Origin of the sequence: Streptomyces sp. NBC_00090, from assembly GCF_045160815.1 — a bacterium.
In the GTDB taxonomy this organism is placed as follows: Bacteria; Actinomycetota; Actinomycetes; order Streptomycetales; family Streptomycetaceae; genus Streptomyces.
Genome location: NZ_CP108224.1, coordinates 4,310,484 through 4,327,171 on the forward strand (window position 1 = coordinate 4,310,484; position 16,688 = coordinate 4,327,171).

22 protein-coding genes are annotated in these 16,688 nt (G+C 70.8%); 16 read left to right on the forward strand and 6 right to left on the reverse strand.

The annotated features are described in order from the left end of the window. Nucleotides 1-21 precede the first annotated feature (21 nt). Genes OG361_RS19175 through OG361_RS19185 form a run of 3 tightly spaced genes read right to left on the reverse strand, consistent with a single transcriptional unit; the run spans nucleotide 22 to nucleotide 1,070 of the window. Nucleotides 22-192 carry a hypothetical protein gene (locus OG361_RS19175; protein ID WP_405855147.1) on the reverse strand — a complete coding sequence of 57 codons (171 nt, stop codon included), beginning with the start codon at nucleotides 190-192 and terminating at the stop codon, nucleotides 22-24. Nucleotides 193-222: 30 nt separating this feature from the next. Further along, nucleotides 223-579 carry a PRC-barrel domain-containing protein gene (locus OG361_RS19180; protein WP_405855149.1) on the reverse strand — a complete coding sequence of 119 codons (357 nt, stop codon included), beginning with the start codon at nucleotides 577-579 and terminating at the stop codon, nucleotides 223-225. Beyond that, on the reverse strand, nucleotides 576-1,070 hold the full coding sequence (locus OG361_RS19185; protein WP_405855151.1) for a DUF5994 family protein: 495 nt from the start codon (nucleotides 1,068-1,070) through the stop codon (nucleotides 576-578). Before OG361_RS19185 ends, OG361_RS19180 begins: the two co-directional genes overlap by 4 nt. A 280-nt stretch (nucleotides 1,071-1,350) precedes the next feature. Here OG361_RS19185 and OG361_RS19190 point away from each other — a divergent pair, with 280 nt between their 5' ends. The 8 genes from OG361_RS19190 to OG361_RS19225 all read left to right on the forward strand — a co-directional run bounded on the left by OG361_RS19190 (nucleotide 1,351) and on the right by OG361_RS19225 (nucleotide 6,291). Continuing rightward, nucleotides 1,351-1,929, forward strand: coding sequence for a DUF5994 family protein (locus OG361_RS19190; RefSeq protein WP_405855153.1), 579 nt, complete (start codon nucleotides 1,351-1,353; stop codon nucleotides 1,927-1,929). Nucleotides 1,930-1,933: 4 nt separating this feature from the next. Further along, nucleotides 1,934-2,143 (forward strand): hypothetical protein, encoded by a 210-nt coding sequence (locus OG361_RS19195; RefSeq protein WP_405855155.1) that lies wholly within the window; start codon nucleotides 1,934-1,936, stop codon nucleotides 2,141-2,143. 103 nt (nucleotides 2,144-2,246) lie between these two features. Further along, on the forward strand, nucleotides 2,247-2,513 hold the full coding sequence (locus OG361_RS19200) for a hypothetical protein (RefSeq protein WP_405855157.1): 267 nt from the start codon (nucleotides 2,247-2,249) through the stop codon (nucleotides 2,511-2,513). A gap of 37 nt (nucleotides 2,514-2,550) precedes the next feature. Beyond that, the gene (locus OG361_RS19205; protein WP_405855159.1) at nucleotides 2,551-2,823 is read left to right on the forward strand and encodes a hypothetical protein; all 273 of its coding nucleotides are present in this window, start codon (nucleotides 2,551-2,553) and stop codon (nucleotides 2,821-2,823) included. 634 nt (nucleotides 2,824-3,457) lie between these two features. After that, entirely contained in the window at nucleotides 3,458-3,661 is a 204-nt protein-coding gene (locus tag OG361_RS19210) for a cold-shock protein (RefSeq protein WP_020133169.1), read from the forward strand. 354 nt (nucleotides 3,662-4,015) lie between these two features. After that, complete coding sequence (locus OG361_RS19215) at nucleotides 4,016-5,530, forward strand: DEAD/DEAH box helicase (protein ID WP_405855162.1); 1,515 nt, start codon at nucleotides 4,016-4,018, stop codon at nucleotides 5,528-5,530. A gap of 46 nt (nucleotides 5,531-5,576) precedes the next feature. Continuing rightward, nucleotides 5,577-5,930 (forward strand): hypothetical protein, encoded by a 354-nt coding sequence (locus tag OG361_RS19220; RefSeq protein WP_405855164.1) that lies wholly within the window; start codon nucleotides 5,577-5,579, stop codon nucleotides 5,928-5,930. A 49-nt stretch (nucleotides 5,931-5,979) separates the two neighbouring features. After that, nucleotides 5,980-6,291, forward strand: a complete 312-nt coding sequence (locus OG361_RS19225; RefSeq protein WP_405855166.1) for an SCO5918 family protein — start codon at nucleotides 5,980-5,982, stop codon at nucleotides 6,289-6,291. A 132-nt stretch (nucleotides 6,292-6,423) separates the two neighbouring features. Here OG361_RS19225 and OG361_RS19230 read toward each other — a convergent pair whose 3' ends face one another. Next, complete coding sequence (locus OG361_RS19230; protein WP_405855168.1) at nucleotides 6,424-6,783, reverse strand: hypothetical protein; 360 nt, start codon at nucleotides 6,781-6,783, stop codon at nucleotides 6,424-6,426. 643 nt (nucleotides 6,784-7,426) lie between these two features. Here OG361_RS19230 and OG361_RS19235 point away from each other — a divergent pair. The 4 genes from OG361_RS19235 to OG361_RS19250 all read left to right on the forward strand — a co-directional run bounded on the left by OG361_RS19235 (nucleotide 7,427) and on the right by OG361_RS19250 (nucleotide 10,252). Further along, complete coding sequence (locus OG361_RS19235; RefSeq protein ID WP_384560547.1) at nucleotides 7,427-7,765, forward strand: MerR family transcriptional regulator; 339 nt, start codon at nucleotides 7,427-7,429, stop codon at nucleotides 7,763-7,765. Between the two features lie 393 nt (nucleotides 7,766-8,158). Beyond that, complete coding sequence (locus OG361_RS19240) at nucleotides 8,159-9,358, forward strand: PP2C family protein-serine/threonine phosphatase (RefSeq protein WP_405855171.1); 1,200 nt, start codon at nucleotides 8,159-8,161, stop codon at nucleotides 9,356-9,358. 280 nt (nucleotides 9,359-9,638) lie between these two features. Further along, the gene (locus OG361_RS19245) at nucleotides 9,639-9,860 is read left to right on the forward strand and encodes a hypothetical protein (protein ID WP_405862333.1); all 222 of its coding nucleotides are present in this window, start codon (nucleotides 9,639-9,641) and stop codon (nucleotides 9,858-9,860) included. Nucleotides 9,861-10,063: 203 nt separating this feature from the next. Then, complete coding sequence (locus tag OG361_RS19250; protein WP_405855173.1) at nucleotides 10,064-10,252, forward strand: antitoxin; 189 nt, start codon at nucleotides 10,064-10,066, stop codon at nucleotides 10,250-10,252. A gap of 138 nt (nucleotides 10,253-10,390) precedes the next feature. Here the strand turns inward: OG361_RS19250 and OG361_RS19255 are convergent, their stop codons facing one another. Continuing rightward, nucleotides 10,391-10,990 carry an MBL fold metallo-hydrolase gene (locus OG361_RS19255; RefSeq protein WP_405855175.1) on the reverse strand — a complete coding sequence of 200 codons (600 nt, stop codon included), beginning with the start codon at nucleotides 10,988-10,990 and terminating at the stop codon, nucleotides 10,391-10,393. 219 nt (nucleotides 10,991-11,209) lie between these two features. Here OG361_RS19255 and OG361_RS19260 point away from each other — a divergent pair, with 219 nt between their 5' ends. The 3 genes from OG361_RS19260 (at nucleotide 11,210) to OG361_RS19270 (ending at nucleotide 14,193) form a co-directional block, all read left to right on the forward strand. Further along, on the forward strand, nucleotides 11,210-12,121 hold the full coding sequence (locus tag OG361_RS19260; protein WP_384560872.1) for a GlxA family transcriptional regulator: 912 nt from the start codon (nucleotides 11,210-11,212) through the stop codon (nucleotides 12,119-12,121). Nucleotides 12,122-12,289: 168 nt separating this feature from the next. Further along, nucleotides 12,290-13,759: an APC family permease gene (locus OG361_RS19265; protein ID WP_405855177.1), complete on the forward strand. Its 1,470-nt coding sequence runs from the start codon at nucleotides 12,290-12,292 to the stop codon at nucleotides 13,757-13,759. Then, entirely contained in the window at nucleotides 13,756-14,193 is a 438-nt protein-coding gene (locus tag OG361_RS19270) for a hypothetical protein (protein ID WP_405855179.1), read from the forward strand. The genes OG361_RS19265 and OG361_RS19270 overlap by 4 nt, the downstream gene beginning before the upstream one ends. A gap of 39 nt (nucleotides 14,194-14,232) precedes the next feature. On the opposite strand, the gene OG361_RS19275 is transcribed toward OG361_RS19270, so the two are convergent. Next, nucleotides 14,233-15,570 carry a hypothetical protein gene (locus OG361_RS19275; RefSeq protein ID WP_405855181.1) on the reverse strand — a complete coding sequence of 446 codons (1,338 nt, stop codon included), beginning with the start codon at nucleotides 15,568-15,570 and terminating at the stop codon, nucleotides 14,233-14,235. A gap of 154 nt (nucleotides 15,571-15,724) precedes the next feature. Here OG361_RS19275 and OG361_RS19280 point away from each other — a divergent pair, with 154 nt between their 5' ends. Beyond that, entirely contained in the window at nucleotides 15,725-16,684 is a 960-nt protein-coding gene (locus OG361_RS19280; RefSeq protein ID WP_405855183.1) for a D-2-hydroxyacid dehydrogenase family protein, read from the forward strand. Nucleotides 16,685-16,688 lie beyond the last annotated feature (4 nt).

Here is a 16,688-nt window from a genome sequence, read left to right on the forward strand (position 1 = left end):
GCCCTGATCCGGTGCGGCGGGTCACCGGACAGGGCGGCGGTGGGTGGAGCGGCGCATGCGCAGGGCGATGTAGATGAGGTCCGCCACGAGCAGCAGGATGCCGATGATCAGCAGGAAGAGCAGTCCGTCGGCGGTGGCGCCGATGATGCCCAGCACGATCGCGACGATGATCAGGGCCAGGAAGAGCGTCATGAGGGCTGCCCCCTCGGTCGGTCGGGGAGTTCAGCGGCGGGCCAGCTGGCGTTCGCCGTTCGCCCCGGGCTGGTAGGGGAGGTCGTAGTACCGGAAGACCGCTTCCTCGTCCTCGGCGGGAAGTACGTCGTCGGTGCCGACCGAAGGGCCCCGTTTCACCAGCGCCTTGTCGTGGGCGACCCTCACGTAGCCCGGTCCCACCGTCGCGCCGTCCAGGGGGACGAACACCAGACGGTGCCGGGTGGGCAGGCCGACGCGGACCGTGGCCATGGCCGGCTCGTCGGTGCTGGTGTCGACGTAGACCGCCTCCAGCTCACCGATCCTGTGGCCCCGCGTGTCCACCACGTCGTGGGTCCGCCACTCGCGGATGTCCGCCATCTGGATCATGCCGACTCCCGGTGGCCCGGCACTGGTTCGGGAAGATGGGCGACCAGGATCTCGGCGGCCCGGGTGACGTTACCGGCGTCGACCGCACGGGCCATGGCGTCACGTGCCGCGTCGGGCGCCGTGTCCGGGGGCACCGCCAGGAGGGCGAAGTGGTCGTTGTCCCCACGGGTGATGAGGACGGTGTCGTCGCCGACGGGGAAGGAGTCGAGGTGGACGACCCGGTCGTCGACGACCACGCGCGTCGGGACCTCCTCCCAGGCATCGACGTCCAGGCCGACCCGCGTGATGGGGCCGAGGTGCGTGGTGAGCGCCCGGATCAGCTCGGGCAGTTCGGTCGCGACGTCCCGGGAGCGGGGCCACCACGCGCCGTCGAGGACGCCTTCGCGGGAGTGCGTCGTCTGGAGCCTGAGCAGGGCCGTGCCGGGTTTCACCGCTCGGTGGATCTCGTCCGGAAGGAGCTTCCTGGGGGTGGGAGTGTCAGATTCGGCCATGGTGGTCCGCCTGCCTACGCGGGGACGCCGATACCTCATGGGCGGCGGGATACCGCCGTGGTCTCACGGTACTCCGCGAGCCTGCGGTCCTGCCCGCGGCCATCGGCCGGGCGGTGGCGCCGGGGGAAATCAGCTGGTCAGAACGGCTCGTCCGACCACGGGTCGGAGTAGGCTGGTGATACCGGGAGTAACTCGAACACCCGCTCCCACGCGGACGTCGTTTCCGGCGATCAAGACACTGGGCCGTCCTGCAGGACGGCCCGGGGACGGGTCCGCGATCATGACCACCGCCTACGCACCCCCGCTCGCGGCGCGCCTGTCGCTGACTCCGAAGACCACACTCGCCGGCCTGCTGGACGGCGCCTGGTGGCCTCGTTCGCGTGACCTCGCCGTCGAGCTTCCGCCCCTGGTCGACGCGCTGGAGGAGCCCTGCGGACGCATCACACGCGTCGCGGTGAACCCCACCCGCTGGCCCGTCGTCCCGCACAAGGTTCCCGCCACCGGGCACACCGTGCACGTGGGCTGGTTCGACGAACAGGATCCCGACAAGATGATCCTGCTCTCCTACACCGTGGGCCGTTGCGACCTGCTGGTGATCCCGCCCGAGACCGAACCCGCCGCAGCAGCCCGGCTCATGGCCGCCGCAACCATCCCCGGCAGCGTTCTGGCCGCCGGTGTCCTGATGTCCGACGAGGCCGCGACCGGCCGCCGTATGCGGGACGCCCGGAGCAGCGAGGACGCCCGGAGCGGCGAGGACGCCTGGGAGGCCGACGGCGGGTCCGCCCCGCCACCGCTCCGGCACCCGGTCGTGGGCTCGCGGATGATCCCCCTGCCGGGGAACGCGCGGCGGAGGAGGTGACGTCATGGAGACCTTGATCGCGCTTGCGGCAGTCGCCCTGTTGATCGCGCTCGGCATGCGCCTGATCCACCGGCTCAACGCCCAGCACGACGCACGCATCGCGGCCCACCACTTCAGCGACCCGTACCCGGCCATCTTCCGGCCGCCCGACCACAGCCACCACACGCCGACGGGGCAAGCCTCCCGCCGACAGGTCACGGGCACCTGGCCCTGACCACTCGGACCACTCCTCCGACCGAAGGCCGCGGGTGGGGCACCCGACACCCGGGACAACCCACCCGCCGGCTTCTCGCACGCCCGTGGAGGGAGGACGCCCCTTGCACCCCACCGACGCCGCGACCCTGCCCTCGGCCGGACACGCCGAGATCCGCATCGTCGCCGCCACCCCCGAAGCCGCCCGCGCCGTCGCCGAAGCGATCCGCCGTTCCTTCGCCGGGACGGAGCAGCGCAGCTACCCCGTCTCCGAGGGCGGCACCCGGCTCCACCTCACCGTCGACACCGAGGCCGCCGCGGAACCCGCCCACTCCTGGCTCACCACCAGCAGACCGTCCACTCGCACCGGCACCCACGTCGACGAGGTCTGAGACGCATCGGGCCCTCACACGACGAAAGGACTCGGTCATGGCGACACTCCGCGAGCGACAGGGCTTCCGCGAACGGGTCCTGACCGCCCTCTACGAAGCCACCGAGGGCAACCGCCTTCTCGGAGTCCCGGGGCGGAAGCTGCGGAACGACCTGCGCATCCCGGAGGACGACCTGGCCGCCGCCTGCACCTACCTCGCCGGCGAGGGTCTGATCACCGTCGACTGGGAACCGGGCAACACACCCTCGATGGTCTCCCTGACCCACCAGGGAATCCGCCGTATGGAGACCGAGGAGGAAGAACGCGGCTGAGTCGGCCGGCCGGACCGCCCGATGGCCGCTCTGCCTCGCAGCCTGTCCGCTCTGCCTCGCAGCCTCTCCGGCTGCCTCCCAGTCCGTCCGGCTGCCTCCCAGCCTGTCCGGGCCCGCAGTCGTACAATGGGAAATGGATCGAGCACGCTCACGTGTGGCGATCCGGAAGGGCGGCCTCGGCGGAGTGAATGCGCTGGGGCCGTTGTGACGCCCGCCTCCATGAGCCCGGCGCACCCGCGGATCGGCCCCCCTCCCGGGCGACCACGCCCAGACGCCCCAGGAGCCCAGGCGCCGCCCCGGGGCCGTGCCTGATCCACCTCCTCGCCTCCGAAACGCTCCACTCGGGGTGAATGAATACCTGTGTTCGCGATCTGAGAATTTAACCGCCCTCGCAGTGAGGGTTTTTGCCGCGGCGCGCAGGGCGGGATTATTCTGCGCGCAGAAGCCACCGCAGCATGCTACTGTCGAACTCAGTTGCAGTTTTGGTACCCAAAAACTTCAAGCACCTCCGGTCGGCCTCCGTGCCGTATGGAAGTGCTTCGTATTTCCGGTCATATTCCGGGCTGGGCATCATCGCGGCGACACGGCTTCCGTAAAGTACGGAAGCCGGTGTACTGCCCAGAGGAGATATGACATGGCTGCTGGTACCGTGAAGTGGTTCAACGCTGAAAAGGGCTTCGGCTTCATCGAGCAGGACGGTGGCGGCCCCGACGTGTTCGCCCACTACTCGAACATCGCCGCCCAGGGCTTCCGCGAGCTGCAGGAAGGCCAGAAGGTCACCTTCGACATCGCGCAGGGCCAGAAGGGCCCGACGGCCGAGAACATCGTTCCCGCCTAAAGCTGACGCGTAGTTCGTAGCTGGGGCCCGCATCCCTCGGGGTGCGGGCCCCAGCTACACGCATTTTCCGGCAGCGGTTTCATCGTGCAGGACGACCGCCGATGACCGCCGACGACTGCCGCCCACGGACCCTCCAGGGACGCCTACCGCTTCGAACTTGTGTCCCGCCGTTGTCCTGGATTTCGACGTTCGTTTGACGTCACTTCATTTCAGATTTCAGCGCCTGCGCCGACACGGATTCCATGCGGGCGAGATTCGCTTTCGCATTCTCTCAGGCCCGTTCTTGTGGTTCCCCGCGCAGCTCCACCGTTGCGGGAATTCCTTGATGACGTGCCGTATCAAGGAAGGTTCCGAATGAACCCCACACGTACGAACAACCGCTCCTCCGGCAACCGCCGTCGCACCGGCGGCTCCGCTTTCGGCGCCACCGCCGCTCCGGTCCGGACCGGCCGCTTCGGTTCGTCCGCCCCCAGCCGCGCGGGAGGCCCGAGCCGTTCGGGTGGCCACAGCCGCCGGCCCGCCCCGGTACAGGGAGAGTTCGCCCTCCCGAAGACGATCACCCCCTCGCTGCCCGCCGTCGAGGCGTTCGGCGAACTCGACATGCCCAGGGAGCTCCTGGCCGCCCTCACCGCGCAGGGCGTGTCCGTGCCGTTCCCGATCCAGGGCGCGACCCTGCCGAACTCCCTCGTGGGTCGTGACGTGCTGGGCCGCGGCCGGACCGGCTCCGGCAAGACCCTCGCCTTCGGCCTGGCCCTCCTGGCCCGCACCGCCGGGCAGCGCGCCGAGCCCCGCCGGCCGCTCGCCCTCGTACTCGTCCCCACGCGCGAGCTGGCCCAGCAGGTGACCGACGCCCTCACGCCGTACGCACGCGCCGTCAAGCTGCGCCTGGCGACCGTGGTCGGCGGCATGCCCATCGGACGCCAGGCCGGCGCCCTGCGCGGGGGCGCCGAAGTCGTCGTCGCCACCCCCGGTCGCCTCAAGGACCTCATCGACCGTGGTGACTGCGCGCTGAACCAGGTCGCGATCTCCGTCCTGGACGAGGCCGACCAGATGGCCGACATGGGGTTCATGCCCCAGGTCACCGCCCTCCTGGACCAGGTCCGCCCCGAAGGCCAGCGGATGCTGTTCTCCGCCACCCTGGACCGCAACGTCGACCTCCTGGTCCGCCGCTACCTCACCGACCCCGTCGTCCACTCCGTCGACCCCTCCCAGGGCGCGGTCACCACGATGGAACACCACGTCCTGCACGTGCACGGCACCGACAAGCACCGGGTGACGACGGAGATCGCGGCGCGCGAGGGCCGGGTGATCATGTTCCTGGACACCAAGCACGCCGTGGACCGGCTCACCCAGGACCTCCTCGACAGCGGGGTCCGCGCCGCGGCACTCCACGGCGGGAAGTCCCAGCCCCAGCGCACCCGTACCCTCGCCCAGTTCAAGACCGGACACGTCACCGTCCTGGTCGCCACGAACGTCGCCGCCCGTGGTATCCACGTCGACAACCTCGACCTCGTCGTCAACGTGGACCCGCCGACCGACCACAAGGACTACCTCCACCGCGGCGGACGCACCGCCCGTGCGGGCGAGTCCGGCAGCGTCGTCACCCTGGTCACCTCCAACCAGCGCCGCGGCCTGACCCGCCTCATGGCCGCCGCCGGCATCGCCCCCCGGACCACCCAGGTCCGCTCCGGCGAGGAAGCACTCCACCGGATCACCGGTGCCCGGACCCCCTCCGGCGTCCCCGTCACCATCACCGCGCCGGCGGCCGAGCGGCGTAAGCGCGGCCCGGTCTCCCGGGGCCGGCGCAGTGCCGCTTCGGCTGCCCGGCGCGGGGGCGTGCGCCGGCCCGCCTTCGACGCGGCGGCCTGAGCGCCACATGACCGGGAAGCCGACCCAACTCCGCAGGAGGCACCTTTTGACGCTGGTCCAGATGCAGCCCCGCTCGGCGAACGCCACCCCCGCGCGCAGGTCGGCGGCCGACGCCGTGGACACGGACGCACCGCGGGTCTGTGACGACATGACCGTCGAAGTGGCCCTGTCCGTCGTGACCAGCGCCCGCGCGGGACATCTGCTCATCTGCGACGACGACGGCCTGTGCACCCACCTGGTCACCCGGGCGCAGCTCGCCGCCGTCCGTGACGGCGCCGCGTACACGGACCGAATCCGGCTGCGCGACGTCCTCGTCGTCGACGGACGAGGCAGCGCTCCGGACATCCTCGTCGTCGACGGACGAGGCAGTGCTCCGGGCGTCCTCGCCCTCGCGCGCTGAACCGCCTCACCGCGGCAGACCCCTTCCCCTCTTCTCCCTGTGAGGCATCGTGCGCTGCATCATCGCCCGTTTCCCGTTCGACCTGACCAAGAGCGGTGTCCTGGAATCGATGAAGGGCGTCAAGCCCGAGCAGGTCGTCGGCGAGTCCGTGATCATCGGCCGACGCACCTACCCCGTCAAGCAGGTCGGGCAGGTCATCACCCGCCAGGACCGCCGAGACTTCAGCGCCGGCGAAGTCCTCCGGGCCATGGCCCAGCTCGGCTTCACCTGCCGCGAAGCTCCCGGGACCGCCGCGCCGACGGCCCACCTCAGCCCGCTCGAGCAGGCATCCGCGATGCTCGGCGTCCCGGTGACCGTCTGACCCTCCGGCCGTCTGACCGACGGGAGCGGCGTTCGAGCCGACAGCAGAACAGCAGCACAACTTTGAGGGCCCGACCGGCATGCCGGTCGGGCCCTCACCGCGTACCGGCGGGTTCTTCCGAGCGGCGCCGGGTCAGTGGTCGGAGTAGCTGACGTCGCCCACGGTCCAGGCGCTGACGTCCGCGATCGAGACGCGGTACATCCCGCCCGTCTCCGGGATCCCCACCGTGCCCTGCAGGATGCGGGCCAGGTGGAAGTGCAGGTGCGTGGGTGGTCCGTCCCGGCGTGCAGTGGTGGTGAAGACGGCGGAGAACTGGCCCAGGCGGTCGGAGTCCGTCAGGACCTCCGACACCCGCTGCCTCCACACCGGTTCGGGAGCCAGCCGACCGGTGATGACAGCACCACCGGCGACCACGGTCAGGGACATCTGATTGCTCTGCCCGGATTCCACCAGGGCGGCGATGTCAACGAGCAGCTCGTCAGGCTTCGACATGGGAACCCATTCTATTCACCGACCGTCCGGGTCGTGCGTCCTCGACCGCCCGCCCAGGTCTACCTCACCTCAGGGCCCAAAAAAATCTATCTCGGCCAGAGTAGACATTGGGCTGTGGCGTGATTATGGTTTCTCTCGTAGCCCAGAGAGACCGAAGGCCCGGGCAGAGATGAACTGCCGGGCAGCACTACCTGTAGTCGCAGTTCGCAGGAGGGTGCGGTGGTGGAGTTCCGAAGCCAGGGTTGTTGTCGGACGGCGACGGGACTGACGACCGGACCAGGTGGCCCGCAGTGATCAGGGGCCGCCATGAGCGGTACCGCTGTCATGGCAGTCGCGGTACCCGAAAGTGCAGTACGCAACCAGTTGGCAGGTGGTTGATCACCGAGGGAAGAACGGAGGAGCCGAGCGCCATCAGGATCGCCCGGGCGGAATCGTCGATGCCCGGGTACCGCAGGACATCGATAGTGAGGTGGTCTCCGGTCAAGCAACCGCGATCCCCGCACTCCCGACCCCATATCGGTCGGGTCAGCGGAAACAGAAGGCCGGCGCAGTACCAGGGCCGGCAGATGGTGTAGTAGTTCCTTCGGGGCCTTGGTGCCATACGGCACCAAGGCCCCTCGACGCGTTCACCAGAGAGGTGCAAGTGACAGCAGACGACTCCTTCGACCGTCTCGACGACGACGACTACCCCGCCTACACGATGGGCCGGGCCGCCGAGATGATCGGCACCACCCAGGGATTCCTCCGCGCCATCGGCGAGGCCCGCCTCATCACCCCGCTCCGCTCCGGCGGCGGCCACCGCCGGTACTCGCGTTACCAGTTGCGCATCGCCGCACGCGCCCGCGAGCTCGTCGACCAGGGCACCCCCATCGAGGCCGCCTGCCGCATCATCATCCTCGAAGACCAGCTCGAAGAAGCTCAGCGCATCAACGCCGAGTACCGCCGCGCCGCCGAATCGTCGAACCCGACGGACGCTGCGTGAGGAGGCCGGGAACGGTCGGCTCGCGAGAGGCTCCGCGGCGGCCGCTCACCGGCCTCGCGCCCTGACGCACTCCCCCGACCGCCGGAGCGACGCACCGTGGTCGGGCGTGGGCCGCCCTCGGTACGGCCCGCCCTCGGTACGGCCCGCCCTCGTACGGCCGCCGGCCCGCACGGAGACCCGTGTGGCGTACCCGGCCGCCGAGGAGCACCCTTGAAGCGCACAGGGGTACGGCCCGCCACCAAGCCGTTTCGGCGACGAAGGGCGGCGACAGGGCCGGGGAACCACGTGCGGGCATCGGGTCGGAGAAACGTTGCCGCACAGTCGGGCCGACACGTGCGGCGGCACCTGACGAGGGCCACGCCGCCGGCCCGCCGCCCGGTCGGAGGTAACTGGATGGCAGCCGGACAGCGCGGGGATCCAGACCGCTCCGAGAGCTTCGGGGAGGAGCTTCTGGGCGGGTTCCTGGACGGGGCACACGAGCTGCCGCCTCATCTGGTCGCGCCGCACGTCGCCGGCACCGTGGCACGGCTGGGGGCCCGCGACCCGCAGATCCTGCTCCAGGACTACGGACAGCAGCGACTGGTCCCCCTGCCCGGCGAGGGCCTGGCGGCCGGCGATCCGCAGCCCATCGACAGCTCCGAGGCCGGCCGGTGCTTCCTCGACTCGCGTCCTGTCGAGCTCGCGCTGGCCGACGGCGTACGGATCCACCTGCCGCTGCTGCACGGCGGCGATCCGGCGGGGGTCCTGTCCGTCACCCTGGATCGGGTCGACGACGACGACCGCCGCATCCTGCGCAGGATCGCCGGCCTGGTGGCCGACATGATGATGATCAAGAACGGTTACACCGACCTGTTCTTCCGCACCCGTCGCACCGAGCCGATGAGCGTCGCCGCGGAGATCCAGTGGTCCCTGCTGCCGCCCCTGGCCATGGTGATGCCCCGCGTCGCGGTCGCCGGGGTCCTGGAGCCCGCCTACGACGTGGCGGGCGACAGCTTCGACTACGCCTACAACGGGGACACCCTCCACCTCGCCATGATCGACGCCATGGGCCACGGGCTGGACGCGGCCACGATGGCCACCGTGGCCATCGGCGCCTACCGGCACGCCCGCCGGACCAGCATCGAGCTGTCCGAGATCTACGCCTTCATGGACCGGGCCGTGGCCGACCAGTTCGCCCCCGACCACTTCGTGACCGCGCAGATGATGCGGCTGGACACGAACACCGGGAGCCTCCAGTGGGTCAACGCGGGGCACCCCGCTCCGCTGCTGATCCGCGGACACCGCGTCGTACGCCGGCTGGACAGCCCGACGACCCTCCCGGTCGGCTTCGGAGGATCGGAACCCCAGGTCAGCGAGCTGCCGCTGGAGCCCGGTGACCGCGTTCTGTGCTTCACCGACGGTCTGGTCGAGGAGCACGAGAGCGGGCAGGAACCGTTCGGCGAGGAGCAGCTGATCGACCTGGTGAACCGGCTGGAGGAGACGGACCAGGGGGTCCGCGCGGTGGCCCGGGACCTGTCCCACACGCTCAGGCGGGCCCGCGGCGAGGCCACCACGGACGACGCCACGCTCCTCCTGGTCGAATGGCGCGGATGACCACCGGGGTGAGTGCCGCGTGCTTCCCGGGCTCGTGGCGCGGTTTCGGTTCCCGTCGTCCGCTCCCCCGCGAGCCCGGGTCGGCGACCCGGGCTTTCGTGTTGTCCGAATCTCTCCACGAGGTCGCTCGGTGGCGGCTACGCTGGGTCACATTCACAGGTCAGCGACCCTGTGGGGCTGTTCCGTCCGGGCCTTTCCGCGGCTCGCGGACATGATCCGTACCGAAGAGCGGGGGCCGACGGCCATCGCGAACGGAGAAGCCGGGCGCATACTGGTCTCAATGACGAATCCAGCTGCACCGAAGCGCTATCTGCCTACCAGTCCCTTCAAGGCCCCCGTCGCGCTGCCTCCCAAGCAGTTCGCCGTGGGCGACCAGGTCACCCACGACATGTACGGTCTTGGCCGAGTGATCGGCATCGAGGACGGAATCGCGGCGCTCGTCGATTTCGGTTCGGTGCGACAGCGGATCCTTAGCCCGTACAACAAGATGAGCAAGCTGTAGGCGGCCCCACGCAAGGGAAGCCGACTGCTCGATGAAGGCCCAGGTCAGTGACCTGGGCCTCTGTCGTTTCCCGGGCCCTGGCGAGGTCTCGGGTCCCTCCCGGGAACTGCGGGAGCGCGGCTCGCGCGACGGCCCGCTGCGGATGCGGAATCTCCGGACGGCCGGGATGCTGGGGACGTCGACTTTTCACGAGGAGGACGGTTATGTCCATGCTCGACAAGCTCAAGGGCATGCTCAAGGGCCATGAGGACACCACCCGTCAGGGCGTCGAGAAGGCGGGCGACGCCATCGACGCGAAGACGGGCAACAAGTACCAGAGCCAGGTCGATACGGCCCAGCAGAAGCTCAACGAGCAGCTGGGCAAGCAGGAGCAGCCGCCCCCCAACCCGTAGCCCTCCCGTCGAACGACGCCATCGAACGACGCCGTCGAACGACCGACCGACGAGGCCCCGGGGGAAGCCCCCGGGGCCTCGGGCGTTCCCCGATCCGGCCCGATCCGGCCCGATCGACAGGACGTCTCCGGACAGGCCCTAGCGCGGCGCCGTGTCGTCCGCCGGGAACGCCGGGCCGTGGCCGGGGACGATCACGTCCGCGGCGGCGAGCACCCGGAGCCGGGAGTCGCGCAGGATCGTGTGGTCCGGGGCGACCGGGTCGTCCACCGGGCCGTTGGGGCGCCACCAGAGGTCGCCCACGAAGGCGACGACGTCCGTGTCGGTGCCGGCGAGCAGGGTGATGTCCTCGCGGCTGTGGCCCGGCGTGCGGATCAGCTTGAGGGACGGGGTGAGTTCGTAGCCCTCGGCGTCCCGGTCGGTCCACTGGTCGTTCTCGTAGATCGCCTTGTGGTCGTGGACGCGGGCCCGGCCGAAGAGGCCGACGTTCATGGTGTTGTCCGGGTGGTGGTGGCTGAGCACCACGTCGGTGATGTCGTCGGGGCCGAGGCCCAGTTCGGCGAGCGGGCCGAGGATCCGGTCGCGGCCGGCCACCATGCCCGGGTCGACGATCACGTGCCGGTCGCCGTCGTGCACGTAGGAGACGGTGGCGGCGACCCCGGGGCCGGTGGAGAGGGTGTAGCCGGTGGTCAGGATCGTGTGGCGGGCGGTGCGGCCGCGAGGTACGTCGTCGTTGTCCATGCCCCAAGTCTTCGCTTTCGGCAGGGCCTTCACGAGTGGCCGTGCTGCCACCGATCGCGTGAATCGTGCCATCGCCGTACCCGTCGTCGCGCTCTCGCCGCGCCGTCGCCATGCCGTCGCCGCGCCGTCGCTGCTCACGGCCGGCCCGGTCCCGCGTGCCACACTCCTTCCGTGCCGCCCTTCGTGACCGTCGCCGCCTACGCCCCGCACAGGGTCGGCATGCTCGGAGCCGGCATCGTCTCCGAGGTGTTCGACGCCCGCGGACAGGGCCTGCCCCTCTTCGACTTCGCCCTCTGCACCGACCGGCCCGGCCAGGTCCGCACCGATGTCGGGCTGCCGCTCGTCGTCGAGCACGGCCTGGACCGGCTGGCCTCGGCCGATCTGGTCATCGCCCTGCCGTGGGCCGACTTCCGTACGCCCCCGGCCCCCGCCGTCCTCGACGCGCTGACCGCCGCCCACGAGCGCGGCGCGCTGGTCGCGGCCCACTGCGTCGGCGCCTTCGCGCTCGCCGCGGCCGGGCTCCTCGACGGGCGGCGGGCCACCACCCACTGGCGGTTCGCCGGGCTCCTGGCCGAACGCCACCCGGAGGTCACCGTCGACCCCGACGCCCTGTACGTCGACGAGGGCAGCGTCGCCACGGGCGCGGGCGCCGCCGCCGGCTTCGACCTGTGCCTGCACCTCCTGCGGCGCGAGTACGGCGCCACCACGGCCAACGCCATCGCCCGGGACCTGGTGCTCCCCTCCCACCGGGACGGCGGGCAGGCCCAGTACCTGGCCACCCCCGTACCCGAGGACAGTCAGGACGAGCGGCTCTCCGAGGTCCTCGCCTGGGCCCGGGAGCATCTGCACGAGCCACTGCCGGTCGCGGAGTTGGCGCGCCGGGCCCTGATGAGCCGGCGCTCCTTCGCCCGCCGCTTCGCCGCCTCCACGGGCACCACCCCGCACGCCTGGCTGCTCGGGCTGCGGCTCAGCCGCGCCGAGGAGCTCCTGGAGACCACGGACCTGCCGGTCGAGGAGGTCGCCCGCGCGGTGGGCTTCGGCAGCGCGGCCGTCCTGCGCGCCCAGTTCGTCCGCCGCCGGGGCGTGCCGCCCCGCTCCTACCGACGCTCCTTCGCCCGCACCCCCCGCTGACGGGGGGCCTGCCGCGCGTCGGACCAGGGCGAAGGACGGCTGGGGGGCCGACACGCCGAGGACGGCGAACACCCGCCGGACAGGCCCTAGCCCGTACGGGTGTCTCCGGTTGCCGGTGCCCGCGGGCCGATCGAGCCTGAGGTGATCGTGTGACCTACGGGAGGGCCCATGAGCAGCATCGACAACCCGGCCGACGTGCCACAACCCCGGGCGGCGGTGGCCAGGGTCGCCGCACCGAGCACCATGACCTGGGTGACGCTCGCCCTGATGACGACCGCGTCGGTGGCGAGCCTGCGGGCCGCGCCCACCATGGCCGTCTACGGTCTGGCCTGCGTCTTCCTCTACCTCGTCCCAGCCGTCGTGTTCCTGCTTCCGACGGCGCTGGTCTCCGCCGAACTGGCCTCCGGCTGGAACGGCGGCGTCTACCGCTGGGTCTCCGAGGGGCTCTCCAAGCCGCTCGGATTCCTCGCGGTCTGGTGCCAGTTCGCGATGACGATCTTCTACTACCCGAGCCTGCTGGCCTTCGTGGCCTCCACCATCGCGTACGTCATCGACCCGTCCCTGGCCTCCAACGGCGTCTACACCGCGATCGTCATCATGGTCCTGTACTGGACCGGTGTCTGGGTCTCCTCACGCGGGACGAAGGCCCTCGCGGGACTGTCCAGTTGGGGCCTGGTCATCGGGACGCTCGTGCCGGGCACGCTCCTCGTCGTCCTCGGCATGATCTTCCTCGGTCAGGGCAACCCGTCGGCCGCCCCCATGAACGCCGACCACCTGCTGCCGCAGTGGACGGGCCTCGCCAGCCTCGTCCTGATCGTCAACAACTTCCTCTCGTACTCCGGCATGGAGATGAACGCCGTCCACGTCTCCTCGCTGAAGAACCCGGCGAAGGAGTACCCGAAGTCGATGTTCCTGGCCGTGTGCCTGGTGCTGCTGATCTTCATCCTGCCCGCGCTCGCGATCAGCTGGGTCGTCCCCGCGGACCAGCTCAGCCTCACCGCGGGCGTGATGCAGGCGTTCGACGCCTTCTTCTCGTACTTCGACATCGGCTGGATGACGCCGATCGCCGCCGTCATGCTGATCTCCGCCTCGCTGGCCGGCATGCTGACCTGGCTCGCCGGCCCGTCCAAGGGCCTCCTGGAGATCTCCCGCAGCGAGGGCTACCTGCCGCCGTTCCTGCAGCAGCTCAACAAGTTCGGCGTCCAGCAGAACATCCTGGTCACCCAGGGCGTCGTGACCTCGGTCATCGCCCTGATGTACGCGCTCATCCCCAACGTGTCGAGCGTCTACTGGATCTTCTCCACCATCACCACGCAGGTCTATCTCATCGTCTACCTGCTGATGTTCGCCGCCGCGATGCGACTGCGGAAGACCCACCCCGACCATCCGCGCGGCTACCGGGCACCCGCCCTGGGGCTGATCTGCACGGTCGGCCTGCTCTCCTCGCTGGCGGCCCTCGCCATCGGCTTCGTACCGCCCTCCCAGTTCGGCGGCGGCAGCGTCTGGGGATACGTCCTCTTCATCGGCAGCGGCCTGTTCATCCTGGGGCTGCTCATCCCGTGGCTCTTCCTGAAGTTCCGCAAGCCGGGCTGGCGCACCGCCGCCGCCACCGCTTCGACCGAGGGAGGCCGGTCATGAGCCCCACCCGTTTCGCCTCCGAGCACAGGTGGCTCTACGTGGGCGCCATCGTGATCCTCGTCGGCCTCGCCGTGGCCGGGGTGATCAAGTACAACAAGGTGACGACGAACAGCCAGACGCTCTCCAAGGCCAACCAGCTCCAGGAGGAGCTGGTCCGGGCCGGCTACCCCTCCCCCGACACCGACACGGTCGAGGAAGTGCTCGGCACGGACGGCGGCCCGGTCTGCGAGGACCCGGGCAACGCCCTGAAGACGGCCCTCTGGAAGATCCACCAGTCGAACGGCGCCACCGGCCCCGGCCAGCGGCCCGTCATCTCCGACACGAGGGCCGTCGAGGTCGAGCGGATCGTGCTGGAGGTCTACTGCCCCGACGAGCTCGACGATTTCCTCGAGGACCTGGACGACCTGAAGACGGATGACACCGTACGGCGCTGACACCGCCGTACGGCGCTCGTACCGAGCTGATCCCGCTGCTCACGAAGAGGGGGCCTCCATCGGAGGCTCCTTCTTCTCGTGGGGCCCGTGGGGCTTGTGGGTCTCGTTCGACTGCTCCGCCAGGAAGGCCACCACCGCCAGCGCGAAGAGCAGGGCGAGGGCGAGGCCCAGCACGACCCAGCCGGTGGGGTGGGGCCAGAAGACGCAGGCCACGGCCGCCGCCGCGACGAGGATCCAGGTGATCCAGGTGCGGTACCGGCGGACGAAGGGACCCACCGGGCCCGTGCGCAGGCCCGCGCGGTCCGCGGTGGCGCGGGTCGCGGAGATGCCCGAGTCCCAGAGGCCCCGGACGAGGGTCGCCGGGCGGCTCGGTCCCGAGAGCCAGGCGGCGAGCGCGATCAGCACGCCCAGGGCCGCGAACACCCGTACCGAGGTGCGGAGGTAGCGGACCAGGGTGTCGTAGACGGCTCCGGCGGCGGCCGGGGAGACCCCGGACGGCAGGGCGTTGAGGTAGACCGTACGGAAGACGGTGAGCGCGATGCCGAGGAAGAGGGCGGCCGCCGCGATGCCGAGGGCCCCGGCGATCAGGGTGCGGCGCCTGCGCGTGGCCAGCAGGACACCGCCGGCGACCAGCAGCACCGAGATCACCGGCAGCCACACGCCCATCGCCTGGAGCAGGGAGAAGCCGGTCTTCACCTTGCCGATGTCGTCGGCCTGGAGAACCGTGAAGCTGGTGTGGATCTCGGGGATCTTCCCCGCGACCGTCAGGCCCGCGTCGACGAGCCGTTCCTTCACCCGGTCGATCACGGGCGCCAGGTCGATCGTGACCGTGTCCGTGTTGATCCGCACGGCCCCCTCGTCGCTGCCGGTCAGGGCCCGGTCGAGCGAGGTGTGGATCGCCCTGTTGGCATCGATCCAGATCGTCTTGAAGGCGGAGGAGGCCACCACGTCCTGCGCCCGGTCGTGGACGAAGCTGGAGACCGCCCCCTCCAGGGAGTTCCCGAGCTCGCCGAGGGCCTTCTCGAGCAGCGGCCGCTGCTCCGGAGCCACCCCCTCCAGGAGGGATTTCAGGTCGATGTGCTCCATCACGGCGCCCGTCACCCGGGTCGCGACGGCTTCCTGGACGGCCGGGTCGGAGGCGAGCGGCGTCACCGTCTGCACGTACCGGTCGGTGTCGCCGACGATGTCCGCGGTCCAGGAGGCGACGAGGCCCAGCGGCGTCAGGACGCAGCCGATGACGACGAGCAGGGCGGCGAAGAACGAACGTAGGCGGTGGCGGGGTGGCCGGGCCGTCGCCGCGCTCGCCTCCAGGGCGGCGATCCGGGCCCGGAGCGCCGCCAGTTCGTCCCTGTCGGAACCCGCGTCGTTGGCGTCCACGGCACCCACTCCTCACAAAGAGAGACAAGTCAGGGCAATTCTCCGTGGGGTGGGCGGCTCTGTCGCTCCGAGCGTGGCGTACGTGGGTACGCGGGTAGGGATGCAGGCGCCTCCGCACCTACCTGAGTACGCACGCGTGCGCGATCATGCGGTCATGAAGCTGCGCTGTGCCGTACTGGACGACTACCAGGGCGTCGCCCTCTCCTCCGCCGACTGGAGCCCGCTCGCCGACCGCGTCGAGGTCCGCGTGGTGCGCGAGCACCTCACCGACCGGGACGCGCTCGTCGCCGCCGTCGAGGAGTGCGAGATCCTCGTCGTCATGCGGGAGCGGACCCCCGTCGACGCCGCTCTCCTCGCCCGGCTCCCCCGGCTCCGGCTGATCGTCACGTCCGGGCTGCGCAACGCCTCCGTCGACGTCTCCGCCGCCCGCGCCCGGGGGATCACCGTCTGCGGCACCACCAGCAGCTCCGCGCCGCCCACCGAGCTCACCTGGGCCCTGCTCCTCGGTCTCGCCCGGCACGTACGGACCGAGGCGCAGGCGCTGCGCGAGGGCGGGCCCTGGCAGTCCACCGTCGGCGCGGACCTGGACGGCCGGACCCTCGGTCTCGTCGGCCTCGGCAAGATCGGCGGCCGGGTCGCGCGGATCGGCCTCGCCTTCGGCATGGACGTCCTCGCCTGGAGCCCGAACCTGACGGAGGAGCGGGCCGCGGAGCACGGCGTACGGCTCGCGAAGGACCGGCGGGAGCTGCTCGGGGACAGTGACTTCGTCTCCCTGCACCTGGTGCTCTCCGACCGCACGCGGGGCCTGATCGGGGAGCCCGAGCTGCGGGCGATGCGCCCGTCCGCGTACCTGGTCAACACCTCGCGGGCGGGTCTCGTCGACGGCGGGGCGCTGCTGCGCGCGCTGCGCGAGGGGTGGATCGCGGGGGCCGGGCTCGACGTCTTCGAGACGGAGCCGCTGCCGGCCGGCGACCCGCTGCGCACCCTGCCGAACGTGCTGGCGCTGCCGCACCTCGGCTATGTGACGGAGGGAAACTACGGGCGGTACTTCGGGCAGGCCGTCGAGGACATCGAGGCCTTCCTGGCGGGCGCCCCGGTGCGCGAGCTGGGCTGAGGGG

What these genes read in the sequence shown, in the direction of transcription:
- OG361_RS19210 (WP_020133169.1), top strand. Translation starts at nt 3,458, where the DNA reads ATGGCTGCTGGTACCGTGAAGTGGTTCAACGCTGAAAAGGGCTTCGGC.
- OG361_RS19280 (WP_405855183.1), top strand. Translation starts at nt 15,725, where the DNA reads ATGAAGCTGCGCTGTGCCGTACTGGACGACTACCAGGGCGTCGCCCTC.
- OG361_RS19215 (WP_405855162.1), top strand. Translation starts at nt 4,016, where the DNA reads ATGAACCCCACACGTACGAACAACCGCTCCTCCGGCAACCGCCGTCGC.
- OG361_RS19190 (WP_405855153.1), top strand. Translation starts at nt 1,351, where the DNA reads ATGACCACCGCCTACGCACCCCCGCTCGCGGCGCGCCTGTCGCTGACT.
- OG361_RS19270 (WP_405855179.1), top strand. Translation starts at nt 13,756, where the DNA reads ATGAGCCCCACCCGTTTCGCCTCCGAGCACAGGTGGCTCTACGTGGGC.
- OG361_RS19230 (WP_405855168.1), bottom strand. Translation starts at nt 6,783, where the DNA reads ATGTCGAAGCCTGACGAGCTGCTCGTTGACATCGCCGCCCTGGTGGAA.
- OG361_RS19255 (WP_405855175.1), bottom strand. Translation starts at nt 10,990, where the DNA reads ATGGACAACGACGACGTACCTCGCGGCCGCACCGCCCGCCACACGATC.
- OG361_RS19260 (WP_384560872.1), top strand. Translation starts at nt 11,210, where the DNA reads ATGCTCGGAGCCGGCATCGTCTCCGAGGTGTTCGACGCCCGCGGACAG.
- OG361_RS19245 (WP_405862333.1), top strand. Translation starts at nt 9,639, where the DNA reads ATGACGAATCCAGCTGCACCGAAGCGCTATCTGCCTACCAGTCCCTTC.
- OG361_RS19250 (WP_405855173.1), top strand. Translation starts at nt 10,064, where the DNA reads ATGTCCATGCTCGACAAGCTCAAGGGCATGCTCAAGGGCCATGAGGAC.
- OG361_RS19205 (WP_405855159.1), top strand. Translation starts at nt 2,551, where the DNA reads ATGGCGACACTCCGCGAGCGACAGGGCTTCCGCGAACGGGTCCTGACC.
- OG361_RS19175 (WP_405855147.1), bottom strand. Translation starts at nt 192, where the DNA reads ATGACGCTCTTCCTGGCCCTGATCATCGTCGCGATCGTGCTGGGCATC.
- OG361_RS19180 (WP_405855149.1), bottom strand. Translation starts at nt 579, where the DNA reads ATGATCCAGATGGCGGACATCCGCGAGTGGCGGACCCACGACGTGGTG.
- OG361_RS19240 (WP_405855171.1), top strand. Translation starts at nt 8,159, where the DNA reads ATGGCAGCCGGACAGCGCGGGGATCCAGACCGCTCCGAGAGCTTCGGG.
- OG361_RS19195 (WP_405855155.1), top strand. Translation starts at nt 1,934, where the DNA reads ATGGAGACCTTGATCGCGCTTGCGGCAGTCGCCCTGTTGATCGCGCTC.
- OG361_RS19185 (WP_405855151.1), bottom strand. Translation starts at nt 1,070, where the DNA reads ATGGCCGAATCTGACACTCCCACCCCCAGGAAGCTCCTTCCGGACGAG.
- OG361_RS19265 (WP_405855177.1), top strand. Translation starts at nt 12,290, where the DNA reads ATGAGCAGCATCGACAACCCGGCCGACGTGCCACAACCCCGGGCGGCG.